This is a genomic window from Cohaesibacter gelatinilyticus, from assembly GCF_900215605.1.
Lineage (GTDB): Bacteria > Pseudomonadota > Alphaproteobacteria > Rhizobiales > Cohaesibacteraceae > Cohaesibacter > Cohaesibacter gelatinilyticus.
The window spans coordinates 78,481-96,659 of sequence record NZ_OBEL01000007.1 but is presented as its reverse complement, the minus strand read 5'-3'; the positions used below and the strand labels follow the sequence as shown (position 1 = coordinate 96,659).

The window sequence follows — 18,179 nt, the reverse complement described above, 5'->3', positions numbered from 1 at the left end:
CGAATTAAGACTTTGTTTTGAAACGAATTCTTGTCCGAAAAGTGCTTCAACTTTTCGGGAACACGTTATAAAAGGAACACCCCATGAAACTTCTTGCTACAACTGCGCTTGCGCTCACCCTTCTGTCCGGTGCGGCCATGGCCGAGACCAAGGTTCAGTCCTGTGATCGCTCTGTGAGCTTTGATACTCCGCCACAGCGCGCCATTTCCAACGATGTCAATCTGACCGAGATGATGCTGGTGCTTGGCCTGCGCGACCGCATGGCTGGTTTCACCGGTATTTCCGGCTGGAAAACACTGGATGAAGAAATGCGTGAAGGCATCAAGGAACTACCTGAGCTGTCCCCAAAATATCCAACCAAGGAAGTGCTGATCGGTGCCGATGCCGACTTCTATTTTGCTGGCTGGAATTACGGCATGAAGGTTGGCGGTGAAGTGACGCCAGAAACCCTGGAGCCATTTGGCATCAAGGTTTACGAGTTGACCGAAAGCTGCATCCATATTGGCGAGAAAGCCAAGGTTTCCATGCAGGATATGTATAATGATCTGCTGAATTTGGGCCGTATCTTTGATGTCGAAGACAAGGCGCAGAAACTGGTTGATGGCTACAAGGCTGAATTGGACGAGTTCAAATCCAAGCTGAAAACCGCTGACACCCCATTGCGTGTCTTTGTCTATGACAGTGGTGAAGATACGCCATTCACTGCAGGCAAATACGCCATGCCGACAGCCATGATCGAGGCCGCAGGTGGCCGCAATGTCATGGATGATGTGGAGAAGAGCTGGACCAAGGTCGGCTGGGAAAAGGTTGTCGAGGCCAACCCGGAAATGATCGTCATCGTCAATTACGGCAAGGTCACCGCCGAAGAAAAGCGCGCCTATATGATGAACAATCCTGCCTTTGCCAATCTCGATGCGGTGAAGAATGATCGCTTTGTTGTTCTGGATTATGTGGAAGCAACGCCCGGCCCTCGCAACATCAAGGCCATCAAGAAATTGGCCAAGGCTTTCCGGGGAGCTTAAGGAATGACCGAGGCAGTTGAGAGGGGTTTTCCGCACCATAAATCGACTTACCAGTCCCGGCTGAAATTGTCCCTGTTGCTGGGTGGTTTGCTGTTGATTGCCTCGGTTTCGGTCTCAATCAGCGTCGGGGCCGTGTCAATCCCCACTGGTACGGTATGGAGCATACTTGCCGGTCGCGCCTTCCCCGAGCTGGTTGAGCCATTCTGGTCCAAAGGGCGAGAGGCCATTGTCTGGGATATTCGTTTCCCACGGGCGCTTCTAGCCGCCATGGTCGGGGCCGGACTTGCGATGGTCGGTGCCTGTTTGCAGGCCGTGACCCGCAACCCGCTGGCCGATCCGCATCTATTGGGCATCTCATCCGGTGGAGCCTTCGGGGCTATCCTGGCTTTGCTTCATACCGGGTTGTTTCTAGGGCTTCTGACCGTGCCTTTGCTTGCCTTTGGCGGGGCATTGCTGGCGACGCTTTTGGTATTGCTGATCGCCAAATTTGCCAGCTCCACCAGTGCAGACCGATTGGTTCTCACCGGTGTTGCTGTCTCCTTTGTCATCATGGCCTGTGCCAATATCCTGATCTTTCTCGGTGATCCACGGGCCACCCATACGGTGATCTTCTGGATGCTGGGTGGGCTCGGTTTGGCGCAATGGTCGCATCTGGTCTATCCGCTGATCATCCTGATACTGTGTGGCATCTGGTTGGGTATGCAGTCAGCTAAGCTCAATGCCATGACCATTGGCGATGAGACCGCTACCACCCTCGGCATTGAGGTGGAGCGCTTCCGTCTGATCATCTTTGTGGTCGGGGCGCTGATCACCGGCGTGATGGTGGCATTTTCCGGTATGATCGGCTTTGTGGGATTGATGGTCCCTCACATCGTGCGCGCCATTGTGGGCGGTGATTATCGCCGGGTGTTGCCGCTGTCTGCTTTGTTCGGAGCTATCTTTCTTGTCTGGGCCGATACCGTTGCCCGCATCATCATGGCCCCGGAAGACATGCCCATCGGCATCGTCACCGGCTTCATCGGCGGCCTCTTCTTCATCTGGCTGCTTGGCCGCTCGAGATAGGGAGTGAGAGATTCAGTCGAAGCTCGGATCTGCAAATGAATAAGCCCCTCTCATTTCTAGGGCGGCTTTTCTATTTTTGTTTGTTAATTTATTTGTCTCAATCTATGGTGGAGAAAAATTGAGAAAGGTGTGAATGTGAGTAAATTTTGGAGACCAGAGCGGCGGAACAGACGCATTGGCACAAAGAGTTCGGGTTATTCCCAGTCGAATGATATGCGCATTCCCTCCAGCTGGTGCGACAAAACCGGCAAGCTCACATTGTTCCACGAGCTGCTTGAGCGACCCTATGAGATGGAAGCCATCATTTATGGCTGTGATATTACCATCCTGTATGAGACACCCAAGGAAGGCTTTTCTTATGGATGCTCTCCGGCTGATGTTATCAAGCTCTTGAAACTGGTGGCAATCGATGTGCCTCCGCTGCCTGATATCATTGTTTTCAGGCAACCGACCAGAAAGCAGCGCCAGCAAAATCCTGTATGGGGGCGGTTCTTCTATTATTCCGAGTTTGGCAAACATAAAGGCTCGGCGATTGTGCTGGAAGCGCAAAAGATTGGAGATAGTCTCATCTGGCCAAGGCGCATGAGCTTGGAGGACCGGGATGAGTATAATCGTCTCAATGACGACGGGCATCGCTTTGTAGAGACCAAGCGGGATTTTCGCGCGGAGCTGACCGAAGATGCCATTCGCAGCACTTTGCTGTTTCGCACATTCTTGCACGAGTTGGGACATTGGGCGGATTATTCCTATAAAGTCATCTTTGGAAACTCGGCAATTGATGGCGAGTATGACAACGATACTGCTGAGGATTTGTATTTCGCCAGACCCACATCCGAGCGGGAAGTCTATGCCCATGCCTTTGCGGATAAATACCGTAAACGCTTGAAAAATGCGGGTGAGATCCCTTTTGCCCCAGAACCATTCGAGCTGCCTGAGAGAATGCAGGAGTAGACAATGCCTGAATTTGCAAGAGACCTGAGTGTCGAAACAGGTATTGGAGTAGCCCGTATCACTGGTTCCGTTAGTGCTCATGATCTTACTGATGAGCAGATTTCATTCAAGGCCTTTGAGTTTGAGCCAAACCTTCCGGAAGGTTATGACGTTAGAAAGTGCTCGGCCATTCTTTTGGTCGTTGAGGGTCTGATTGCCTTGGATGAAGTGAAGATGGACCTCTCAATCGAAACCAAAGCTTTGGCTTCTCCATGCTCAGGGCAAGGTCTTGATGCTCTGGAATGGGGTGAGAATGGATGTTCGGTGACTGTGGGAACTGAAGATGAAGAGTGTTTGAGTCATCGCTTTCCGGGGCTGAAGCTGAAAAACAAACTGGCTATTGAATATGGCGAACAATCAATGAAATTGCGGCTGTCCAATCTGGGTAGATGTCGCAGTCCATCGTTCCATTTCATCTTGGCAGAGAATGATGATCCAGAAACAGTTGAAGCCTCGTCATGGTATGCAGTGGATCAACCCCACAGCCTTCTCTTAGAACAACAATGATGTGATCTTCCTACCGTTTCATGCTGGTGGTGCGGGCAGCGACGTCCATTAAGCGTTGGAATTTGGGGCAATCCATATGAGTGTCGGCCGGGCAATCGGCGACATGGCGGATGGCATCGCGCAGTTTGGTCAGGCTGCGGATCTGCTGATCCAACGCATCGGCTCGCAAATGCAGTTCGGCTCTAGGCAATTGCGGGGTGCCATCGTCGGCAAACATGCCCTTGATATCTTCCAGCGAAAAACCTGCCAACTTGCCCAACGAGATCAGCGCCAGCTTGGTGACGACCGGTTGGTCGAACTGACGGCGCAGGCCATTGCGTCCCACGGACTGGATCAATCCGATTTCTTCATAATAGCGCAGGGTCGAAGGCGGAATTCCACTTTCCTTGGATAACACACCGATATCGAGCAATTTCACCGATCCCTGCATCATGGTCTTTTTGCGCTCTGACTTTGTCAATGCTCGCCTCCGGTTCTCATTTTTTGAGCGAATTCTTATGCGAAAAGTCTGCAACTTTTCGGGAACGCGCTTTAGCTCCACCTATGTTGCGATCCTCGGCATCACATTTCCGCGTCAGATCACAAAAATCCTCATGATGCATATGAGATCGGGAGGATCCTCTTGACTTAAAGTTGACTTGAAGTGGCAGAATATCTCTAGATAGTTTTCAAAACAAGAGATTTTCCCCATGAGTCCTATAGCGAGCGACATTACGCAAGCCCGATTGCCCTTGCCCATTTTGATCAGTCTGTCTGCTGCGACACTGACGGCCTCCCTTGGCATTTCGGTGGCATCGGTTCTGTTGCCTGCGCTTTCCAATGTCTTCTCGGTCAGTGTGTCCGATGTGCAATGGGTGGTGCTTGCCTATTTGATGTCGGTGACGGTGACCATCGTCTCTGCCGGGCGGTTGGGGGATCTGTTTGGTCGCCGCCGCGTGCTTCTCTGGGGGCTTTCTCTCTTCATCCTTGCCTCTGGTCTTTGTGCCATGGCACCCAGCCTTGGCTGGCTGATTTTGGGTCGCTCCGTTCAAGGATTTGGTGGGGCTATCTTGATTGCCTTGCCCATGTCTTTGGCCCGGGATCGTATACCCGCCGAGCGCCTTGGTGCCGCCATGGGACTGATTGGCACTACCTCTGCCGTGGGGACGGCTTTGGGACCATCACTTGGTGGTTTGTTGCTCAGCTGGGGGGATTGGCGGATGGCTTTCTGGCTCTTGGCCGGGATTGCTGTGTTGACATTCCTTCTCTCTCTCAGTGCCTTGGCAAGAGATGAAGAAGGCCACAAAAGCTCATTGAAAGATCTGGATTTGTGGGGGACTCTCGTGCTGGTGGTTGCGCTTGTTGCCTATGCGCTGGCCACCAGCGGGGGTGTGGCAGTGCTGCCTCTGGATATGGGCGCTCTTGTCTTGCTGACCTTGGGCGCACTGGCTTTGTTTGTCTTCATCGAACGGTCAGCCACATCTCCTTTGGTGCCCATGACCTTGCTGATGGATCGCACAACCGGGATCGGTTTTGCCATGAATTGGTTGGTTGGCACCATCATGATGTCGACGCTGGTGGTTGGGCCCTTCTTTCTGGCTTTCTCGTTGGGGTTGAACGAAGCATTGATTGGTTTGGTTCTGGCTGTCGGGCCCGCAGTGGCAGCTTTGGCGGGTATTCCGGCTGGCTGGCTGGTGGACCGCTTTGGCGCTGATCGGGTGATGATCTTTGGCTTGCTTCAAACCATGATCGGCCTGCTTTGTCTGGCCTTCCTGCCGCTTGTCTTTGGCGTGGGCGGATATGTGATGGCTTTGATCTTGCTGACCCCGGCCTTTCAGATGTTTCTGGCGGCCAATAACACATCTGTGCTGATGGATGCACCCTCTGATCAGCGCGGGCGATTGTCCGGATTGCTTGGCCTGTCGCGCAATCTGGGCCTGATGACCGGAGCTTCTGCCATGTCCAGCCTGTTCGTCATAATGCTGGGAACAGGAGATGCAGCAGAAGCCCCGGCAACAGATGTTGCCCATGCCTTTTCCATGACCTTCAGTGGGGCTGCTATATTGGCAATGATCACGCTGGGACTGGCTGCTTACGGCGCAATGGGTAAGCGCTCTCGTGCGGCACCCGGACCAGCGAGCTGAACCGGGGAACTTGGTGGGGTGTTATTCAGTGTCTGAGATCAGGCGGGCGCGGCGGAAATTCCATTGTCTCCAATTGGCCTGCTCCCGTTTGATCTCTCTCTCGAATCCATTGATCCAGATTGATAGGTTGGCGGGATGCTGTCCGTGCCAGTTCAGTCGTCTTTTGACGTCTGCATAGTCGGGATTAGACTCCAGATTTCTGAGAGCTGGCAAGGCGTATGGGCCCAACTCCACCAGATAACGAGCATCGAGATGTTTGTCGGGGTCGGCTTTTGCCGCTTCGATATTATGGTTGGCAATGAAAAGCGGGAAATTGGTAAGGCTTGCACCATAGAGTATCACAAGCGTGGCGATGATATTGGCATTGATCAGCCAGCGAGCGGAGCGCTTGCGTAGGAGCTTGATGAGGATGAGGACCAGCCCGGTTAGCACCAGTGCCATCCAGATAAGCAACCAGAGGCGCAAATATGTCAGGCTATAGGCATCGATATAGATTTTGAGGCGCAACATGGCGAAACAGACAAGCAGCATGGTTTGTGTGACCCATAGATAGAGCAGAGGCCGGATCAGGACTGGCTTGTCATTGCTCTTTTCAGTGCCGTCTTCCGGGCTATCCTTTGAGCTGTCTTTCGGGCTGGCTTTCGAGCTGTCAAAGGCAAGGATGAAAGCGGCAGCCAGCAATGTTGCCATGATCAGAGCATAAGCGCCCTGATGGGCAAATTCCGAAAAGCTGTAACCAGCTGGCAATTCATAGCCATTGTTCAGCAAGTGAATATCACTGGCATTTTGCAGGATGAAGAGCAGATTGAACAGCGCCAGTGAGAGCAAAGTGGATTTGTCATTCAGGCTATAAGTTTTGAGAATTTCAATGATCTTTGAGGGTTGGGATTTTACCTGTCTCGTTGCCGGGCGATAGAGCTTGCGGGACAGGTGCAGGAAGGGCCAGATGAGGATCAGATAGAAACCCCAGACCAACAGGTGGGTGAGGCTGGATACCTGAAACCAGTGTCCCGGGTCCAGACTTTTCAGCCATTGATCCAGCAGTGGATTGGCACTTTGAAAAATGGCCAGAAAGATCAGGGTGAAGAGGATTGGTACCAGCCATGTCCGTTCCAGACCGCGCAAATTGATGCCTTTGCCCTTGCGGCGAGAGGCACGCGGCAGGCGGGCCAGATCTTGAAACAGGCGCAAGGGTATCCGCCAGACAAAGCCCCAGATGGCATCAAGCCATGAAAGAGGATCTTTGCGGCTGGCATGATTGGCGGCAAAGGTCAGAATGATCAGCCCGATCATGGCAAGCAGGAAGGAGAGCGGGGTCAGATCTTCGATTGCTGGGAGCAGTGCCAGCAAAAAGAATATGATTACGCTGCTGTTGATCTTGTGATTGCCGTGCATGTTTCGGCCTGTGAGAAGAACTGCAATGCCGAGCGCAAAAAAGGCCGCAGGAACAGTCAGGCCGATCTCCTGATCATGGAAGAACCAATCAAATAACAGAATAAGAATTGGAGCCAGCAATAGGGCGTGCGTGAAGCGCCGATGATTGCTGATCAGGCGAAAAGGAGAGGGTTTCTGGAGCAAAGTGCTTGTGGTTTCAGTCATGTTTCAAAAATCTTGCAGATAATCAAGGAAGGTGTTCAGGGCTTGATTGCCCCAAAGCGACGGTCGCGATGGGTGAAAGTCTCAATGGCGTCTGCGAGTGCCTGTCCGTCGAAATCGGGCCAGTGAATGGGCGAGAAAAGAAACTCTGCATAGGCGCATTCCCAGAGAAGGAAGTCCGAGAGGCGCTGTTCGCCAGATGTGCGGATGAGCAGATCTACCGGCCAGGCCTGATCGATGCCGCTCAAGGCACGGGAGAGACTTTCTTCGGTGGCGTGGGGCTGAGCGGCAAGTGCGGTGAGGATTTGATGGCGGGCGGAATAATCCAGTGCGATGCGAACGACCAGCTTCTTGCCCTGGCGGGATCTATGTTCGGCCAACTCGATCTGGCGGCGCAGTTTTTGAGGGATGCGATCTCGCCTGCCGATGAAGACAAGGCGAATGCCCTGCCGGATGAAGGTGTCAATCTCTGCTTTCAAATAGCGCTCCAGCAGTGAGAAGAGATGATCGGTTTCTTCTTGCGGTCTCGCCCAATTATCGCTGGAAAACGCATAAAGGGTCAGCATGCCAATCTTCAGGGACGGGGCTTTTTCGATGACCTTGCGCACCGCTTCGACGCCCATCTTGTGGCCATAAAGGCGCGGCATTTTACGCTGGGTTGCCCAGCGGCCATTGCCATCCATGATCAGGGCGACATGCAGACCGGATGGTTCCTTGCTCGAGTTTGGTGAAGGGCTGAAAGCTTCGGGATCAAAGCGCTTTACATCTAATTGCAAATTACTTTGCATTACAAAGTATCCTTGTAAAAAAAGGGAGAAAGCCTGTTCTAGACAGGCTTTGGCACAGGGGTGGGAGAAGGAGATTGGGGCATGTCGTCAGATGGGTTTGTTTCCATCAATTCGGTGGCGTTTTTGACGACCTGTTCCAGCACCGCCAGATAATCCAGAAAGCGCTGTCGGCCCTCGTTGGTCAAGCGGCAGGTGGTGTGAGGACGGTTCTTGACGAAGGTCTTTTCGATCTTGACGATATCGGCTTCGCTCAGCACCTTGAGATGGCGAGACAGATTACCATCGGTCAGGCCGCATAGTTTCTTCAGATCACCAAAGGCCAGTCCCTTGGGGTGGGCGACCAGAGAGGTGAGCAAGCCAAGGCGCGCCTTTTCATGCAGGACCCTGTCCAATCCATCAAAGGCATAAGGTCCGTCTGGTTGATCAGTCATTCTCGATGGTTCCTTGAGCAAAATGAAGAAGCCCTGCAAGCAGAAACTGGCCGATGATGAAGGGAATACCCATCATCAGGGAATCTGCGGCGCCGCTTTTGGCTCCGATGATCAGCACAACGACGCCAGCGAGGAAATACCAGGCTGCGGCAAACATGATTTGCTGTGGCAGAGCCTTTTGTGAGGCAAACAGCCCAAGGGCGACCAGTATTTGCCACAGGCCAGGCAACAGCCAGAGATCGGATGGTGTGAAAAGCAGAATGACTGCGCCAATGGCGGTTCCGGCAAAGCCGATAGGCATGAATTGCAATAGCATATTCTGCACCATCTCATCCGCTAGGCCGCCATGTATGCGCCGAGATCGGGCGCGGGTTTCATAGGCAATCATCAGGAAGGACAGAATGGCCACCGTCACCCAAAGGAACAGCATGGTCTGCTCTGATGATGCCAATAATTCGGGCCAGAGCAATTGCCCTGATAAGGTACCAAGCGCCAGAAAGCCCGAAATGGCGATGACGGCTGGCCCAAATCCCTGAAATATTGTGCCAGCGGCCATCTGGCTGCGTATGTCGGCAATGTCTGCCAGGGCCTGGTTCAAATCATGCATTACAATCACTCATTCAAATGATTTTGTTTTGAAACGAGTTCTTGTCCGAAAAGTCTGTAATTTTTCAGGAACGCGTCAAAACACTTTGTAACGCAAAGTACTTTGGATCTGTGGCTATAATATGTCAACCAGCTTCTGGGGATGGAATTGCATGCCAGTCCTGATTTTCTTTGGTCTTGTCAATGATCTTTGATTTTATTATACACTGTATAAATCTATCCTTTTCTGATGCGTGTTCTTGTTAGAAAAATGCTGAACCTTTCTAGCAAACGCGCCATACGGAGTTCGGTATGACAAGCGGACATATCATGATGGCCATGTCTCTGGATGGCTTTGTGGCGAGGTCAGATCACACACTTGATTGGTTGAACAAGCAGCCAACAGAGGGGGAAAATCACGGGTTTGAGGCATTTTTGGAGAGTGTCGATGTGATCGTGATGGGGTCGGGCTCGTTTCGTACAATTCTTGGTTTTGCTGGCTGGCCCTATACCAAGCCGGTGATTGTGCTGAGCCAATCCATGAATGATGCGGACATTCCCGAGCATTTGAAAGACAAGGTTGAGATTTCTTCGGAAAGCCCGATTGAGCTGATAGCAAGATTGACCGAGCTTGGCCATGGACGGGTTTATGTGGATGGCGGGGCCATCATCCGCTCGTTCTTGACGCTCGATTTCGTCAAGAGCATGAAGATTACGATTGTTCCGATCCTGATTGGTGATGGCATTCGCATGTTCGGTGAGCTGGATAGAGATATCGATCTGAGCCTTGAGAAAGTCGAGCCGTTTTCTTCCGGTCTCGTCACCCTGACTTATCGTCTTCCCGAAGAGCCCGGATAATCATGAGCCGATCTATCATTCCCGGTCGTCCGTCCAAAGCGGCGCAAAGCCTGACCAAGCAAGGCATTCTTCATACGGCATTGCCGCTGGTGCAGGAATATGGCATCGAGGCCATTTCCTTTCGGCTATTGGCCGAGCGTTTGGGCGTCACCGCCATGGCGGTCAAATATCATGCGGGCAGTCGGAAAGAGTTACTGGCTGGCCTGGTGGATATGGCTTTTGCGAATACACTTGTTAGAACAGAAGCGAGCGAGCCAACTGACCGCGTACGGATCATTCTGCAGGCCTATTGTGCGCGGGCGGTGATCAACGCCAATTTGCTGCGAGCGGTCCTGGAAGATACTTCGCTGATGTGCGAGGAAATGCACACCATCACCCAGATGCTGCGAGCCGAGGCGCAAGCTTTGGGGGAGCAGGATGATGTGCTGGTCTTTCTGCTTGTCGATTATACTCACGGTTGGGTTCTGTCGGCTTCTTGCGGTAAGGATAATCCGCTGACCATGAAAGATTATCTGTCCGGTCTGGATTGGATTCTCAAACGCGCTTGAGGTTCATGATGTCGTATTTGCCATCCGGCTTACGTTTCGGATTTGGGAACCGGGCCAAGCGACTCCCTCAAGATTGTTACGGCTTCCAATTCGATACTTTGGTCCGGATTTTGGCCATTTCTCAGAGCGACCAGCATCTGTGCTGCTCCTTTGCCCATTTTTCGATGGGGAACATGGACCGTTGTGAGCGTAGGAGTGACGATTTCTGCTATTTCTATGTCATCAAACCCGGTGATTGATAAGTCATCAGGGACTTTAAGGCCCATCTTACGGGCTTGAACCATGGCACCTGCAGCCAGCACATCGTTGCCGCAAATGACAGCCGTTGGCTTTTGATCGGATTGCATCAGGGTTTTCAGAGCCTCTGCACCATTTGTAATGGAATAGGTCGTCTCGATAACATGAAGTGTCTTTGGATCCAATCCATGCGCTTTCATGGCATTCAACAGACCTTCATATCTCTGTTGCGCGCGATCATTGCCATTGCGCTCTGCGGTGATGAGTGCCACGGATCGATGCCCCAGTTCCAGAACCTGAGTGACGAGGGATTGCATGGCCCTGCGGTTGTCAAACCCGATTGAAAGCATCGGTTGATCCGGGTCATAAACCCAGGCAATGACATAGGGAACCTGCTGCTTTTCCAGAAATTCATATATTTGCGGTGACCGGTCGAAGCCAATGAGAAGCAGAGCATCAGCGCCACGCGCAACAAGGCCGCGTATCTGCTCTTCTTCCAGTTCGGGGCTATAGGAGGAGCTGGAGACGAGCAAGGTGATCCCGCAGCGTTGCAGTTCTTCCTGAAATGCTTGAAGGCCACGCGCAAAAATCGCATTTTCCATTGTGGGAACGATTGCGCCAAATGTTCTGGTGCGCTTTGCAGCGAGGGCTTGAGCTCCGAAATTGGGTGCATATCCCAATGACTTGACTGCATCAAGCACGCGCTTTCTGGTTTTGTCTGAAACGACCGAGGGATTGTTCAGGCATCGTGAAACGGTTGCTGTCGAGACACCGGCAGTCCTTGCCACATCTTCCAAAGTGGGCGAAGCTGCGGTTTCATGACCGTTCGACGAAGAGATTGGTGCCTTTTTCATTTATAATTACTTATCACATGGCCTGACGCGGGGGAATCTGATTATGGGCTCAACTCCCAAGGATGACTCGATGTTTTCAAAAACGCTATAACAAAAAAAACTTGCATTGCAAATTGTAAGCGCTTACAGTGCTGCAAAATGTAAGCGCTTACAATTGCGCAAATAGACTTCAGGAAAGGATCTTCGATGTTTATTTCTGCATCCATTGCGCTGTTTCTGGTTTTTATAGCCAACGTTCTGGCAGGCGCATTCGGGAATGCACAATTCCTGAGTGAAACGGGAGAGATGCTTGTCCTTGTTGGCGCATCGCTGGCCTTTGTGGTCGTGATGTTGAAGCAGGAGGCACATTCGAAGAATAGAAATGACTGACATGACCCATAGGGAGGAAAAAATGGATCGTGACAAACTGGAAGTGATTTCGGCAACACGCCGCAACTTTCTGAAATTGACAGGAAGCGGGGCCTTTACAGCGGCGCTGGTTGCCGGTGCTGCAGGAACATTATGGTCGGAAGAGGCGGCCGCACAAACTGCCAAAGAAGAGAAAAGCCGCGAAAAGGCTGCAGATCATGTCATGACTTTGGCGACAGCTTATGTATTGGGCGCATCCCGCAGCTATCCAATCATGCAGCTGGATCTGAAAGAGAATATTCAAAACGCAACCAACGGCAAGGTCTATGTGAAACTGGCTCCTGGTGGTCAATTGGGAGCAGGTGGTGCTCTGGCTACCGCTGTTCAGACCGGCACAATCCAGTGTGCCCAGCACTCCCTGTCCAACTTTGCACCATTTGCAAGCGCGGTTGATCTGATCAACATGCCATATTTCTGTGGCTCCAATCAGCGTTTCACCAATCTGGTCTCATCGGATGCATGGAAGTCGGAAGTCCATCCAAAAATTGAAGCCTCAGGATTCAAGGCGCTGTTTTATGTGGTCATTGACCCCCGGGTTGTTGCTGTGCGCAAAGGTGGCAAGAAGGTCATCACACCTGGTGATCTGGATGGCGTCAAATTCCGCGTTCCCGGTTCCAAGATGCTGCAGCAATATTATCGCATGGTTGGTGCGAACCCGACACCTGTTGCCTGGGGTGAAACACCGTCGGCAATCAAGCAAGGGGTTGCCGATGCTCTCGATCCTTCCGTGGGTGCATTATATGTGTTTGGCTTCAAGGATATCCTGAGCCACGTGACCTTTACCCAGGCTGTACCGGACAGTCAGGTCTTCTCGATGAATCTGGAATGGTTCAACAGCTTGCCTGAGGATGTTCAGGCCGGAATCGAATGGGCTGGCGAGATGACCACGGCACAGAATCTTGCAAAAGTACCGTCTGCGCGTTCCTATGCGATGTCGGAATTGGCTAAGGCCGGCGTGGAGTTCCACAGCCTCAGCGATGATCAACTCAGCGAATGGCAGGCCGCAGGTGGCTATCAGCGCTCCGAGTGGGATGAGTTCAAGAAAGAACTTGCTGGCTCCATGGATGTATTTGCCAAACTGGAAGAAGCCGCAGGCACAATGGGACGTTACTACGTCCACGATGCTTGATACGCACGGTTGATAAAGGGGCGTCGCATTTCAGCCGACGCCCCAAGCATCTGATCAAACTATGGAAACTCGACTGCCGCATGCCTTTGCATCGCCGGTACAGGGGAGGTTTGTATGCAAAGGGTTCTTGAAGAACTCAACCGGAATGCTGAACGTTGGTTGTTGCTCGTGTTCTACACGGTGCTCGTAATCACCATGTTCATCGAAGTTCTTCGGCGTGAGTTGCTGTCCTACTCCTCCATCTGGGGAGAGGAGATTGTTCGGTACGCGTTTATCTATCTGGTTTGGATCGGGGCGGCAGCGGCGGTGCGCGAGCGGGGTCACATCCGCATCGATGTCATCATGCATTATGTCAGCCCTCGCCTTAAGGCCCTGATTTATCTGTTTGGCGATCTGGTGATGGTCGCAGTGTCGATTGTCGCGCTTTACTATTCGTTTGAAACCGTTCTGGTTTCCGCAAAATTCGGCTCCGTGACTGACGGACTGCGTATCAGTCGCGTCTGGTTTCTGATGGCCGTGCCCTTCGGCTTTGCCCTTGTGTTGCTGCGTCTCTTTCAATCCATCCTCCGCGACATAGCGGACCTTCGTGCGGGTCGTCCTGTCTACGAAGGCGACAAACTATTCGATTAAGGAGTAGACGCAATGCTTTGGAATCAACTTGAGCAAGCCGTGGTCCTTGGTTGGGATTTTTATGGCCCCGTTATTCTGTTTATCGTTCTTATCGCATTGGCCGTTCCGGTCTGGGCCGCCATTGGTGCCTCCGCGATCATGATGCTTGTCTGGTCGGAAGCGCTGCCTCTTGGTTTGGTGGGAGAGAAGCTGTTTTCGGGGATCGACTTCTTTGCGCTGACCGCCGTGCCGCTTTTCATCCTGACCGGGGATGCGCTTGTGCGCACCGGTCTCAGTCGAAAATTCCTCGATGTTGCTGAGGCCCTGACCAAGTTCACCAAGGGTGGCTTCGGCTCGGCAACGGTTCTGGTTTGCGGTATGTTTGCTGCAATTTCAGGCTCGGACGCCGCAGGGGCCGCCGCGGTTGGCCGCATGACCATCGACCGGTTGGTGGAATCGGGCTATCCGCGTCCCTATGCCTGCGCACTTGTTGCTGCGGGTGCCTGTACCGGTATCCTGATCCCGCCTTCGATTGCCTATATCATCATCGGTCTTGTTCTGGGCATTTCGGCATCCACCTTGTTTCTGGCCGCCCTCATACCAGGTGTCGCAATTCTGCTCTCAATCCTTGCGACAAACATCATCATGAACCGCCTATATAATTGGGAGAGCGGCGGAAATATCAGCATGGGCGAGTATTTCTCGCGGCTGGGCAGTACTCTGAAATCCGGTTGGTATGCGTTCCTTGTGCCGGGGATCATCTTCTACGGCATCTTCTCTGGCAAATTGACGCCGACCGAGGCGGGTGCCACGGCTGTGGTGGTCACCATCATCATGGGGTTCCTTCTGAAAACCCTAAGCTTGAGCGACTTTCCGGCAATGCTGGTGAGCTCGGCCAAGGTGAATGGGGTGATCCTGCCCATCATCGCCTTCTCTGCCCCTCTGGCTGAAGCGCTGGCTATCATCGGTGTGCCGCAAGGCTTTGTCGCAGCGGCCACGTCTGTCAGCGATGACCCGCTGATCCTGATCATGATGATCGTTGGCATTCTGATCGCGGCTGGCTGCGTGATGGAAACCACTCCGAATATCGTGATCCTGGCCCCAATTCTGAAGCCGTTGGCCGACAATATCGGCATGAACGAGATCCAGTTCTGCATCATGATGATCACCGCTCTGGGTGTGGGTTTCATCACACCACCGCTGGGTCTGAATCTGTTCGTGGTAGCCGGAATAACCGGCGAGTCGATCCTCAAGATCGCCTACCGGGCAATTCCCTTTGTCATCTTCATGCTGATCGTCACGCTGTTCATCGCCTATGTGCCGACGATTTCTACCATTCTTCTTCCAGACATCTACAAATAGGAATGTAATCATGTCGAGAGAATATCTCAAAAAAGCCCCCCTTACAGCCAAGAGTGATGCCTCGGAGACCAAGAAGATCGTCAGGACCATTCTCGACGAAATTGAGGCCGGTGGCGACAAGGTAGCTCTGGATTACGCCCACAAGTTCGACAAGTATGAGGGAGAAATCATCCTTTCGGCCGAGACGATTGAGGCGGCCAGTGCGAAGGTGCCGGAGAAGCTCAAACGGGACATCAAGTTCAGCCACGCCAATGTGAAGCGATTTGCCGAGGCACAGCTGGGCACTGTGAAGGATTTCGAGGTCGAGGTCATTCCCGGATTTGTTGCCGGACAAAAGGCGATACCGGTGGATGCTGCTGGATGTTACGTGCCCGGTGGACGATATAGCCATATTGCAAGTGCGATCATGACCGTTACAACGGCGAAGGTGGCAGGCTGCAAGAATATCATTGCCTGTTCACCGCCACGCCCCGGCGTCGGCATTGCTCCGGCCATCATTTATGCGGCTCATATTTGCGGTGCAGACAAGATTCTGGCCATGGGCGGGGTTCAGGGCGTTGCAGCCATGACCTATGGATTGTTCGGATTGCCAAAGGCCAATATTCTGGTTGGTCCGGGCAACCAGTTCGTGGCCGAGGCCAAGCGCATGCTGTTCGGGCGTGTGGGTATCGACATGATTGCGGGTCCGACCGATAGTCTGGTTCTGGCAGACAAAACCGCTGATCCGATGATTGTTGCCGCCGATCTGGTGGGGCAGGCCGAGCATGGATACAATTCTCCGGTCTGGCTGGTTACGGATGACCGGCCACTGGCCGAAGAAGTCATGCGTCTGGTGCCCGGTCTTATCGATGATCTGCCGGAAGTGAACCGTGACAATGCCACAGCGGCCTGGCGCGATTATGCGGAGGTTATCGTCTGCTCCGATCGTGAGGAAATGGCACAGACCTCGGATGAATATGCCCCCGAACATCTGACCGTTCAGGCTGAAGATCTGGATTGGTGGCTGAACCGTCTGAGCTGCTATGGCTCTTTGTTCCTGGGTGAGGAAACAACCGTTGCCTTTGGTGACAAGGCATCGGGGACCAATCACGTGCTGCCGACATCTGGTGCTGCCAGCTATACCGGCGGGTTGAGCGTGCACAAATATATGAAGATTGTCACATGGCAACAGGCGACCAGAGAAGCATCGCGCCCGGTAGCCGAGGCGACTGCGCGCATCTCCCGTCTGGAAGGCATGGAAGGCCATGCACGCACGGCGGATATTCGCCTGCAGAAATATTTCCCTGATGAGACCTTCGATCTTGCCGGGGAGGCCTGATCCAATGATCCCTGGTGATCTTTTCAGTGTTGAGGGCAAAGTCGCCTGTGTCACCGGTGCCAGTTCAGGACTTGGCCGTCATGCGGCCACTGTCCTGGCGCAGGCCGGGGCCAGTGTTGTCGGGGTGGCTCGCAGAGCCTCCACGTTGGAGGACTGGCGCAACAATACCGATGGTCGCTGTGCTGCGGTTGGTGGGGATGTTGCCGAGCGTGATGGATTGCCGGCACTGATCGAGCGGATCAAGGAGCCATTCGGATCTCCAGATATCGTGGTGCATGCCGCCGGTCTGAATACACGGGAAGCTGCCGATGATGTGACAGAAGCGGGATGGGACGCGACCCTTGCGGTCAATCTGTCTGCTCCTTTCTTTCTCAGCCAACGGTTGGTACCAGCCATGCGTCAACGGGGCTGGGGACGCATCGTGAATTTTGCATCCCTGCAGTCTTATCGGGCATTTCCCGGCGGGATTTCCTATGGCGCGACCAAAGGGGGCATTACCCAGATGACCCGTGCCATGGCTGAGGCCTGGTCTGCTTCCGGCATTCTGACCAATGCCATCGCACCTGGCTTTTTCCGAACGGAGCTGACGGCCAAGGTCTTTGATGATCCTGAGCGGGCTGCACGCAATGCGGCACAGACCTGCATTGGTCGCAATGGTGAACTTGCAGACCTTGATGGTCCGCTTCTCTTTCTGTGTTCGGACGCATCGAAATATGTGACCGGCCAGACCCTGATGCTCGACGGAGGCTTCACAGCAAAATGAAAGCACTTGTCTATACAGGCGTTGAGACGCTCGCCTATCGTGATGTGCCAAATCCGTCTCCTGATGTGGGCGAAGTTCTCATTCGGGTGGAGAGCAGCGGCATTTGCGGATCGGATATGCACGCCTATCTGGGCCATGATGACCGCCGTCCTGCGCCGTTGATTCTGGGGCATGAAGCCGCTGGCGTCATCATCGGCGGTCCACGGGATGGGGAGCGGGTTACAATCAACCCGTTGGTCACCTGCGGCACTTGCCCGGCATGTGTTGCCGGACGAGACAATTTATGCTCGACTCGACAGATCATCTCGATGCCACCGCGTGAAGGGGCATTTGCAGACTTTGTTACCATGCCCGAGACCAATCTGGTCAGTGTTCCCGATGCGGTTTCTTTGGACAAGGCTGCGCTTGCGGAGCCGCTCGCCGTGAGTTGGCATGCTGCGCGACTGGGGCTGGAAGCTTTGCACCCCTGGGCGGATCGTCGTGCGGTTGTCATTGGTGGTGGTGCCATCGGACTGGCGGCGGCTCTTGCACTCAAGGCGATGGAAATTGACGACATTGTGGTCATCGAGCCCAACGATGTACGCAGGGCTTATCTGAATGATCATTGTGGCGTTGAGGCCAAAGCAGAAGCCGAAGGTTTATTCGCGGTGGTCGTTGATGCCGTCGGATATGCGGCAACCCGCGCCATGGCCTCACAACTGGCGAGCCCCGGTGGCGTCATTGTTCATATCGGGCTGGGGGAAGATGTCGGAGGATTGGATATCCGGCGGATGACCCTGCAAGAGATCAGTTTTATCGGAACCTACACTTACACTGCAAAGGACTTCCGCGACACCGCACAAGCGATGTTTGACGGACGTCTTGGTGCACTCGATTGGACGGAAATTCGACCCTTGTCCGATGGAAACACCGCTTTCCGCGATATTCGGGCCGGACTGATACCGAATCCAAAAATCATCTTGAAACCTGCCATCCAAGGAGACTGAACA

20 protein-coding genes are annotated in these 18,179 nt (G+C 53.3%); 14 read left to right on the top strand and 6 right to left on the bottom strand.

The window, feature by feature from the left end; genetic code table 11:
* Positions 1 to 83 precede the first annotated feature (83 nt).
* The 4 genes from CRO57_RS21515 to CRO57_RS21500 all read left to right on the top strand — a co-directional run bounded on the left by CRO57_RS21515 (position 84) and on the right by CRO57_RS21500 (position 3,581).
* The gene (locus tag CRO57_RS21515; protein ID WP_097155585.1) at positions 84 to 1,022 is read left to right on the top strand and encodes an ABC transporter substrate-binding protein; all 939 of its coding nucleotides are present in this window, start codon (positions 84 to 86) and stop codon (positions 1,020 to 1,022) included.
* Positions 1,023 to 1,025: 3 nt separating this feature from the next.
* Positions 1,026 to 2,084 (top strand): FecCD family ABC transporter permease, encoded by a 1,059-nt coding sequence (locus tag CRO57_RS21510; protein ID WP_097155584.1) that lies wholly within the window; start codon positions 1,026 to 1,028, stop codon positions 2,082 to 2,084.
* Positions 2,085 to 2,219: 135 nt separating this feature from the next.
* The gene (locus CRO57_RS21505) at positions 2,220 to 3,035 is read left to right on the top strand and encodes a hypothetical protein (RefSeq protein ID WP_141401308.1); all 816 of its coding nucleotides are present in this window, start codon (positions 2,220 to 2,222) and stop codon (positions 3,033 to 3,035) included.
* 3 nt (positions 3,036 to 3,038) lie between these two features.
* The gene (locus CRO57_RS21500) at positions 3,039 to 3,581 is read left to right on the top strand and encodes a hypothetical protein (protein WP_097155582.1); all 543 of its coding nucleotides are present in this window, start codon (positions 3,039 to 3,041) and stop codon (positions 3,579 to 3,581) included.
* A gap of 10 nt (positions 3,582 to 3,591) precedes the next feature.
* Here CRO57_RS21500 and CRO57_RS21495 read toward each other — a convergent pair whose 3' ends face one another.
* Complete coding sequence (locus tag CRO57_RS21495; protein WP_425291295.1) at positions 3,592 to 4,041, bottom strand: helix-turn-helix domain-containing protein; 450 nt, start codon at positions 4,039 to 4,041, stop codon at positions 3,592 to 3,594.
* A 229-nt stretch (positions 4,042 to 4,270) separates the two neighbouring features.
* On the opposite strand from CRO57_RS21495, the gene CRO57_RS21485 reads away from it, so the two are divergent.
* Entirely contained in the window at positions 4,271 to 5,704 is a 1,434-nt protein-coding gene (locus tag CRO57_RS21485; protein ID WP_097155580.1) for an MFS transporter, read from the top strand.
* A gap of 21 nt (positions 5,705 to 5,725) precedes the next feature.
* Here the strand turns inward: CRO57_RS21485 and CRO57_RS21480 are convergent, their stop codons facing one another.
* Genes CRO57_RS21480 through CRO57_RS21465 form a run of 4 tightly spaced genes read right to left on the bottom strand, consistent with a single transcriptional unit; the run spans position 5,726 to position 9,126 of the window.
* Entirely contained in the window at positions 5,726 to 7,303 is a 1,578-nt protein-coding gene (locus tag CRO57_RS21480) for a DUF4153 domain-containing protein (protein ID WP_097155579.1), read from the bottom strand.
* A gap of 35 nt (positions 7,304 to 7,338) precedes the next feature.
* Complete coding sequence (gene uppS / locus CRO57_RS21475; protein WP_097155578.1) at positions 7,339 to 8,088, bottom strand: polyprenyl diphosphate synthase; 750 nt, start codon at positions 8,086 to 8,088, stop codon at positions 7,339 to 7,341.
* A 38-nt stretch (positions 8,089 to 8,126) separates the two neighbouring features.
* The gene (locus tag CRO57_RS21470) at positions 8,127 to 8,519 is read right to left on the bottom strand and encodes a transcriptional regulator (protein ID WP_097155577.1); all 393 of its coding nucleotides are present in this window, start codon (positions 8,517 to 8,519) and stop codon (positions 8,127 to 8,129) included.
* Positions 8,512 to 9,126, bottom strand: coding sequence for a hypothetical protein (locus CRO57_RS21465; protein ID WP_097155576.1), 615 nt, complete (start codon positions 9,124 to 9,126; stop codon positions 8,512 to 8,514). The genes CRO57_RS21470 and CRO57_RS21465 overlap by 8 nt, the downstream gene beginning before the upstream one ends.
* A gap of 290 nt (positions 9,127 to 9,416) precedes the next feature.
* On the opposite strand from CRO57_RS21465, the gene CRO57_RS21460 reads away from it, so the two are divergent.
* The gene (locus CRO57_RS21460) at positions 9,417 to 9,962 is read left to right on the top strand and encodes a dihydrofolate reductase family protein (protein WP_097155575.1); all 546 of its coding nucleotides are present in this window, start codon (positions 9,417 to 9,419) and stop codon (positions 9,960 to 9,962) included.
* A 2-nt stretch (positions 9,963 to 9,964) separates the two neighbouring features.
* Entirely contained in the window at positions 9,965 to 10,510 is a 546-nt protein-coding gene (locus CRO57_RS21455) for a TetR/AcrR family transcriptional regulator (protein WP_097155574.1), read from the top strand.
* Between the two features lie 29 nt (positions 10,511 to 10,539).
* Here the strand turns inward: CRO57_RS21455 and CRO57_RS21450 are convergent, their stop codons facing one another.
* A complete protein-coding gene (locus tag CRO57_RS21450) occupies positions 10,540 to 11,601 on the bottom strand; it encodes a LacI family DNA-binding transcriptional regulator (RefSeq protein WP_097155573.1) in 1,062 nt (353 codons plus the stop codon).
* A 186-nt stretch (positions 11,602 to 11,787) separates the two neighbouring features.
* Here CRO57_RS21450 and CRO57_RS21445 point away from each other — a divergent pair, with 186 nt between their 5' ends.
* The 7 genes from CRO57_RS21445 (at position 11,788) to CRO57_RS21415 (ending at position 18,176) form a co-directional block, all read left to right on the top strand.
* On the top strand, positions 11,788 to 11,970 hold the full coding sequence (locus CRO57_RS21445; protein WP_097155572.1) for a hypothetical protein: 183 nt from the start codon (positions 11,788 to 11,790) through the stop codon (positions 11,968 to 11,970).
* A gap of 22 nt (positions 11,971 to 11,992) precedes the next feature.
* A complete protein-coding gene (locus CRO57_RS21440; protein ID WP_097155709.1) occupies positions 11,993 to 13,138 on the top strand; it encodes a TRAP transporter substrate-binding protein in 1,146 nt (381 codons plus the stop codon).
* Between the two features lie 114 nt (positions 13,139 to 13,252).
* On the top strand, positions 13,253 to 13,768 hold the full coding sequence (locus CRO57_RS21435) for a TRAP transporter small permease (RefSeq protein WP_097155571.1): 516 nt from the start codon (positions 13,253 to 13,255) through the stop codon (positions 13,766 to 13,768).
* A 12-nt stretch (positions 13,769 to 13,780) separates the two neighbouring features.
* Complete coding sequence (locus CRO57_RS21430) at positions 13,781 to 15,109, top strand: TRAP transporter large permease (protein WP_097155570.1); 1,329 nt, start codon at positions 13,781 to 13,783, stop codon at positions 15,107 to 15,109.
* Between the two features lie 10 nt (positions 15,110 to 15,119).
* The gene (gene hisD, locus CRO57_RS21425; RefSeq protein WP_097155569.1) at positions 15,120 to 16,427 is read left to right on the top strand and encodes a histidinol dehydrogenase; all 1,308 of its coding nucleotides are present in this window, start codon (positions 15,120 to 15,122) and stop codon (positions 16,425 to 16,427) included.
* 4 nt (positions 16,428 to 16,431) lie between these two features.
* Positions 16,432 to 17,190, top strand: a complete 759-nt coding sequence (locus CRO57_RS21420) for an SDR family NAD(P)-dependent oxidoreductase (protein ID WP_097155568.1) — start codon at positions 16,432 to 16,434, stop codon at positions 17,188 to 17,190.
* Positions 17,187 to 18,176, top strand: a complete 990-nt coding sequence (locus CRO57_RS21415; RefSeq protein ID WP_097155567.1) for an alcohol dehydrogenase catalytic domain-containing protein — start codon at positions 17,187 to 17,189, stop codon at positions 18,174 to 18,176. The genes CRO57_RS21420 and CRO57_RS21415 overlap by 4 nt, the downstream gene beginning before the upstream one ends.
* Positions 18,177 to 18,179: the final 3 nt, after the last annotated feature.

Coding starts and splice junctions, on each gene's coding strand:
- CRO57_RS21515 (WP_097155585.1), top strand. CDS start 84: ATGAAACTTCTTGCTACAACTGCGCTTGCGCTCACCCTTCTGTCCGGT.
- CRO57_RS21510 (WP_097155584.1), top strand. CDS start 1,026: ATGACCGAGGCAGTTGAGAGGGGTTTTCCGCACCATAAATCGACTTAC.
- CRO57_RS21500 (WP_097155582.1), top strand. CDS start 3,039: ATGCCTGAATTTGCAAGAGACCTGAGTGTCGAAACAGGTATTGGAGTA.
- CRO57_RS21485 (WP_097155580.1), top strand. CDS start 4,271: ATGAGTCCTATAGCGAGCGACATTACGCAAGCCCGATTGCCCTTGCCC.
- CRO57_RS21480 (WP_097155579.1), bottom strand. CDS start 7,303: ATGACTGAAACCACAAGCACTTTGCTCCAGAAACCCTCTCCTTTTCGC.
- uppS (WP_097155578.1), bottom strand. CDS start 8,088: ATGCAAAGTAATTTGCAATTAGATGTAAAGCGCTTTGATCCCGAAGCT.
- CRO57_RS21470 (WP_097155577.1), bottom strand. CDS start 8,519: ATGACTGATCAACCAGACGGACCTTATGCCTTTGATGGATTGGACAGG.
- CRO57_RS21465 (WP_097155576.1), bottom strand. CDS start 9,126: ATGCATGATTTGAACCAGGCCCTGGCAGACATTGCCGACATACGCAGC.
- CRO57_RS21460 (WP_097155575.1), top strand. CDS start 9,417: ATGACAAGCGGACATATCATGATGGCCATGTCTCTGGATGGCTTTGTG.
- CRO57_RS21455 (WP_097155574.1), top strand. CDS start 9,965: ATGAGCCGATCTATCATTCCCGGTCGTCCGTCCAAAGCGGCGCAAAGC.
- CRO57_RS21450 (WP_097155573.1), bottom strand. CDS start 11,601: ATGAAAAAGGCACCAATCTCTTCGTCGAACGGTCATGAAACCGCAGCT.
- CRO57_RS21445 (WP_097155572.1), top strand. CDS start 11,788: ATGTTTATTTCTGCATCCATTGCGCTGTTTCTGGTTTTTATAGCCAAC.
- CRO57_RS21440 (WP_097155709.1), top strand. CDS start 11,993: ATGGATCGTGACAAACTGGAAGTGATTTCGGCAACACGCCGCAACTTT.
- CRO57_RS21435 (WP_097155571.1), top strand. CDS start 13,253: ATGCAAAGGGTTCTTGAAGAACTCAACCGGAATGCTGAACGTTGGTTG.
- CRO57_RS21430 (WP_097155570.1), top strand. CDS start 13,781: ATGCTTTGGAATCAACTTGAGCAAGCCGTGGTCCTTGGTTGGGATTTT.
- hisD (WP_097155569.1), top strand. CDS start 15,120: ATGTCGAGAGAATATCTCAAAAAAGCCCCCCTTACAGCCAAGAGTGAT.
- CRO57_RS21420 (WP_097155568.1), top strand. CDS start 16,432: ATGATCCCTGGTGATCTTTTCAGTGTTGAGGGCAAAGTCGCCTGTGTC.
- CRO57_RS21415 (WP_097155567.1), top strand. CDS start 17,187: ATGAAAGCACTTGTCTATACAGGCGTTGAGACGCTCGCCTATCGTGAT.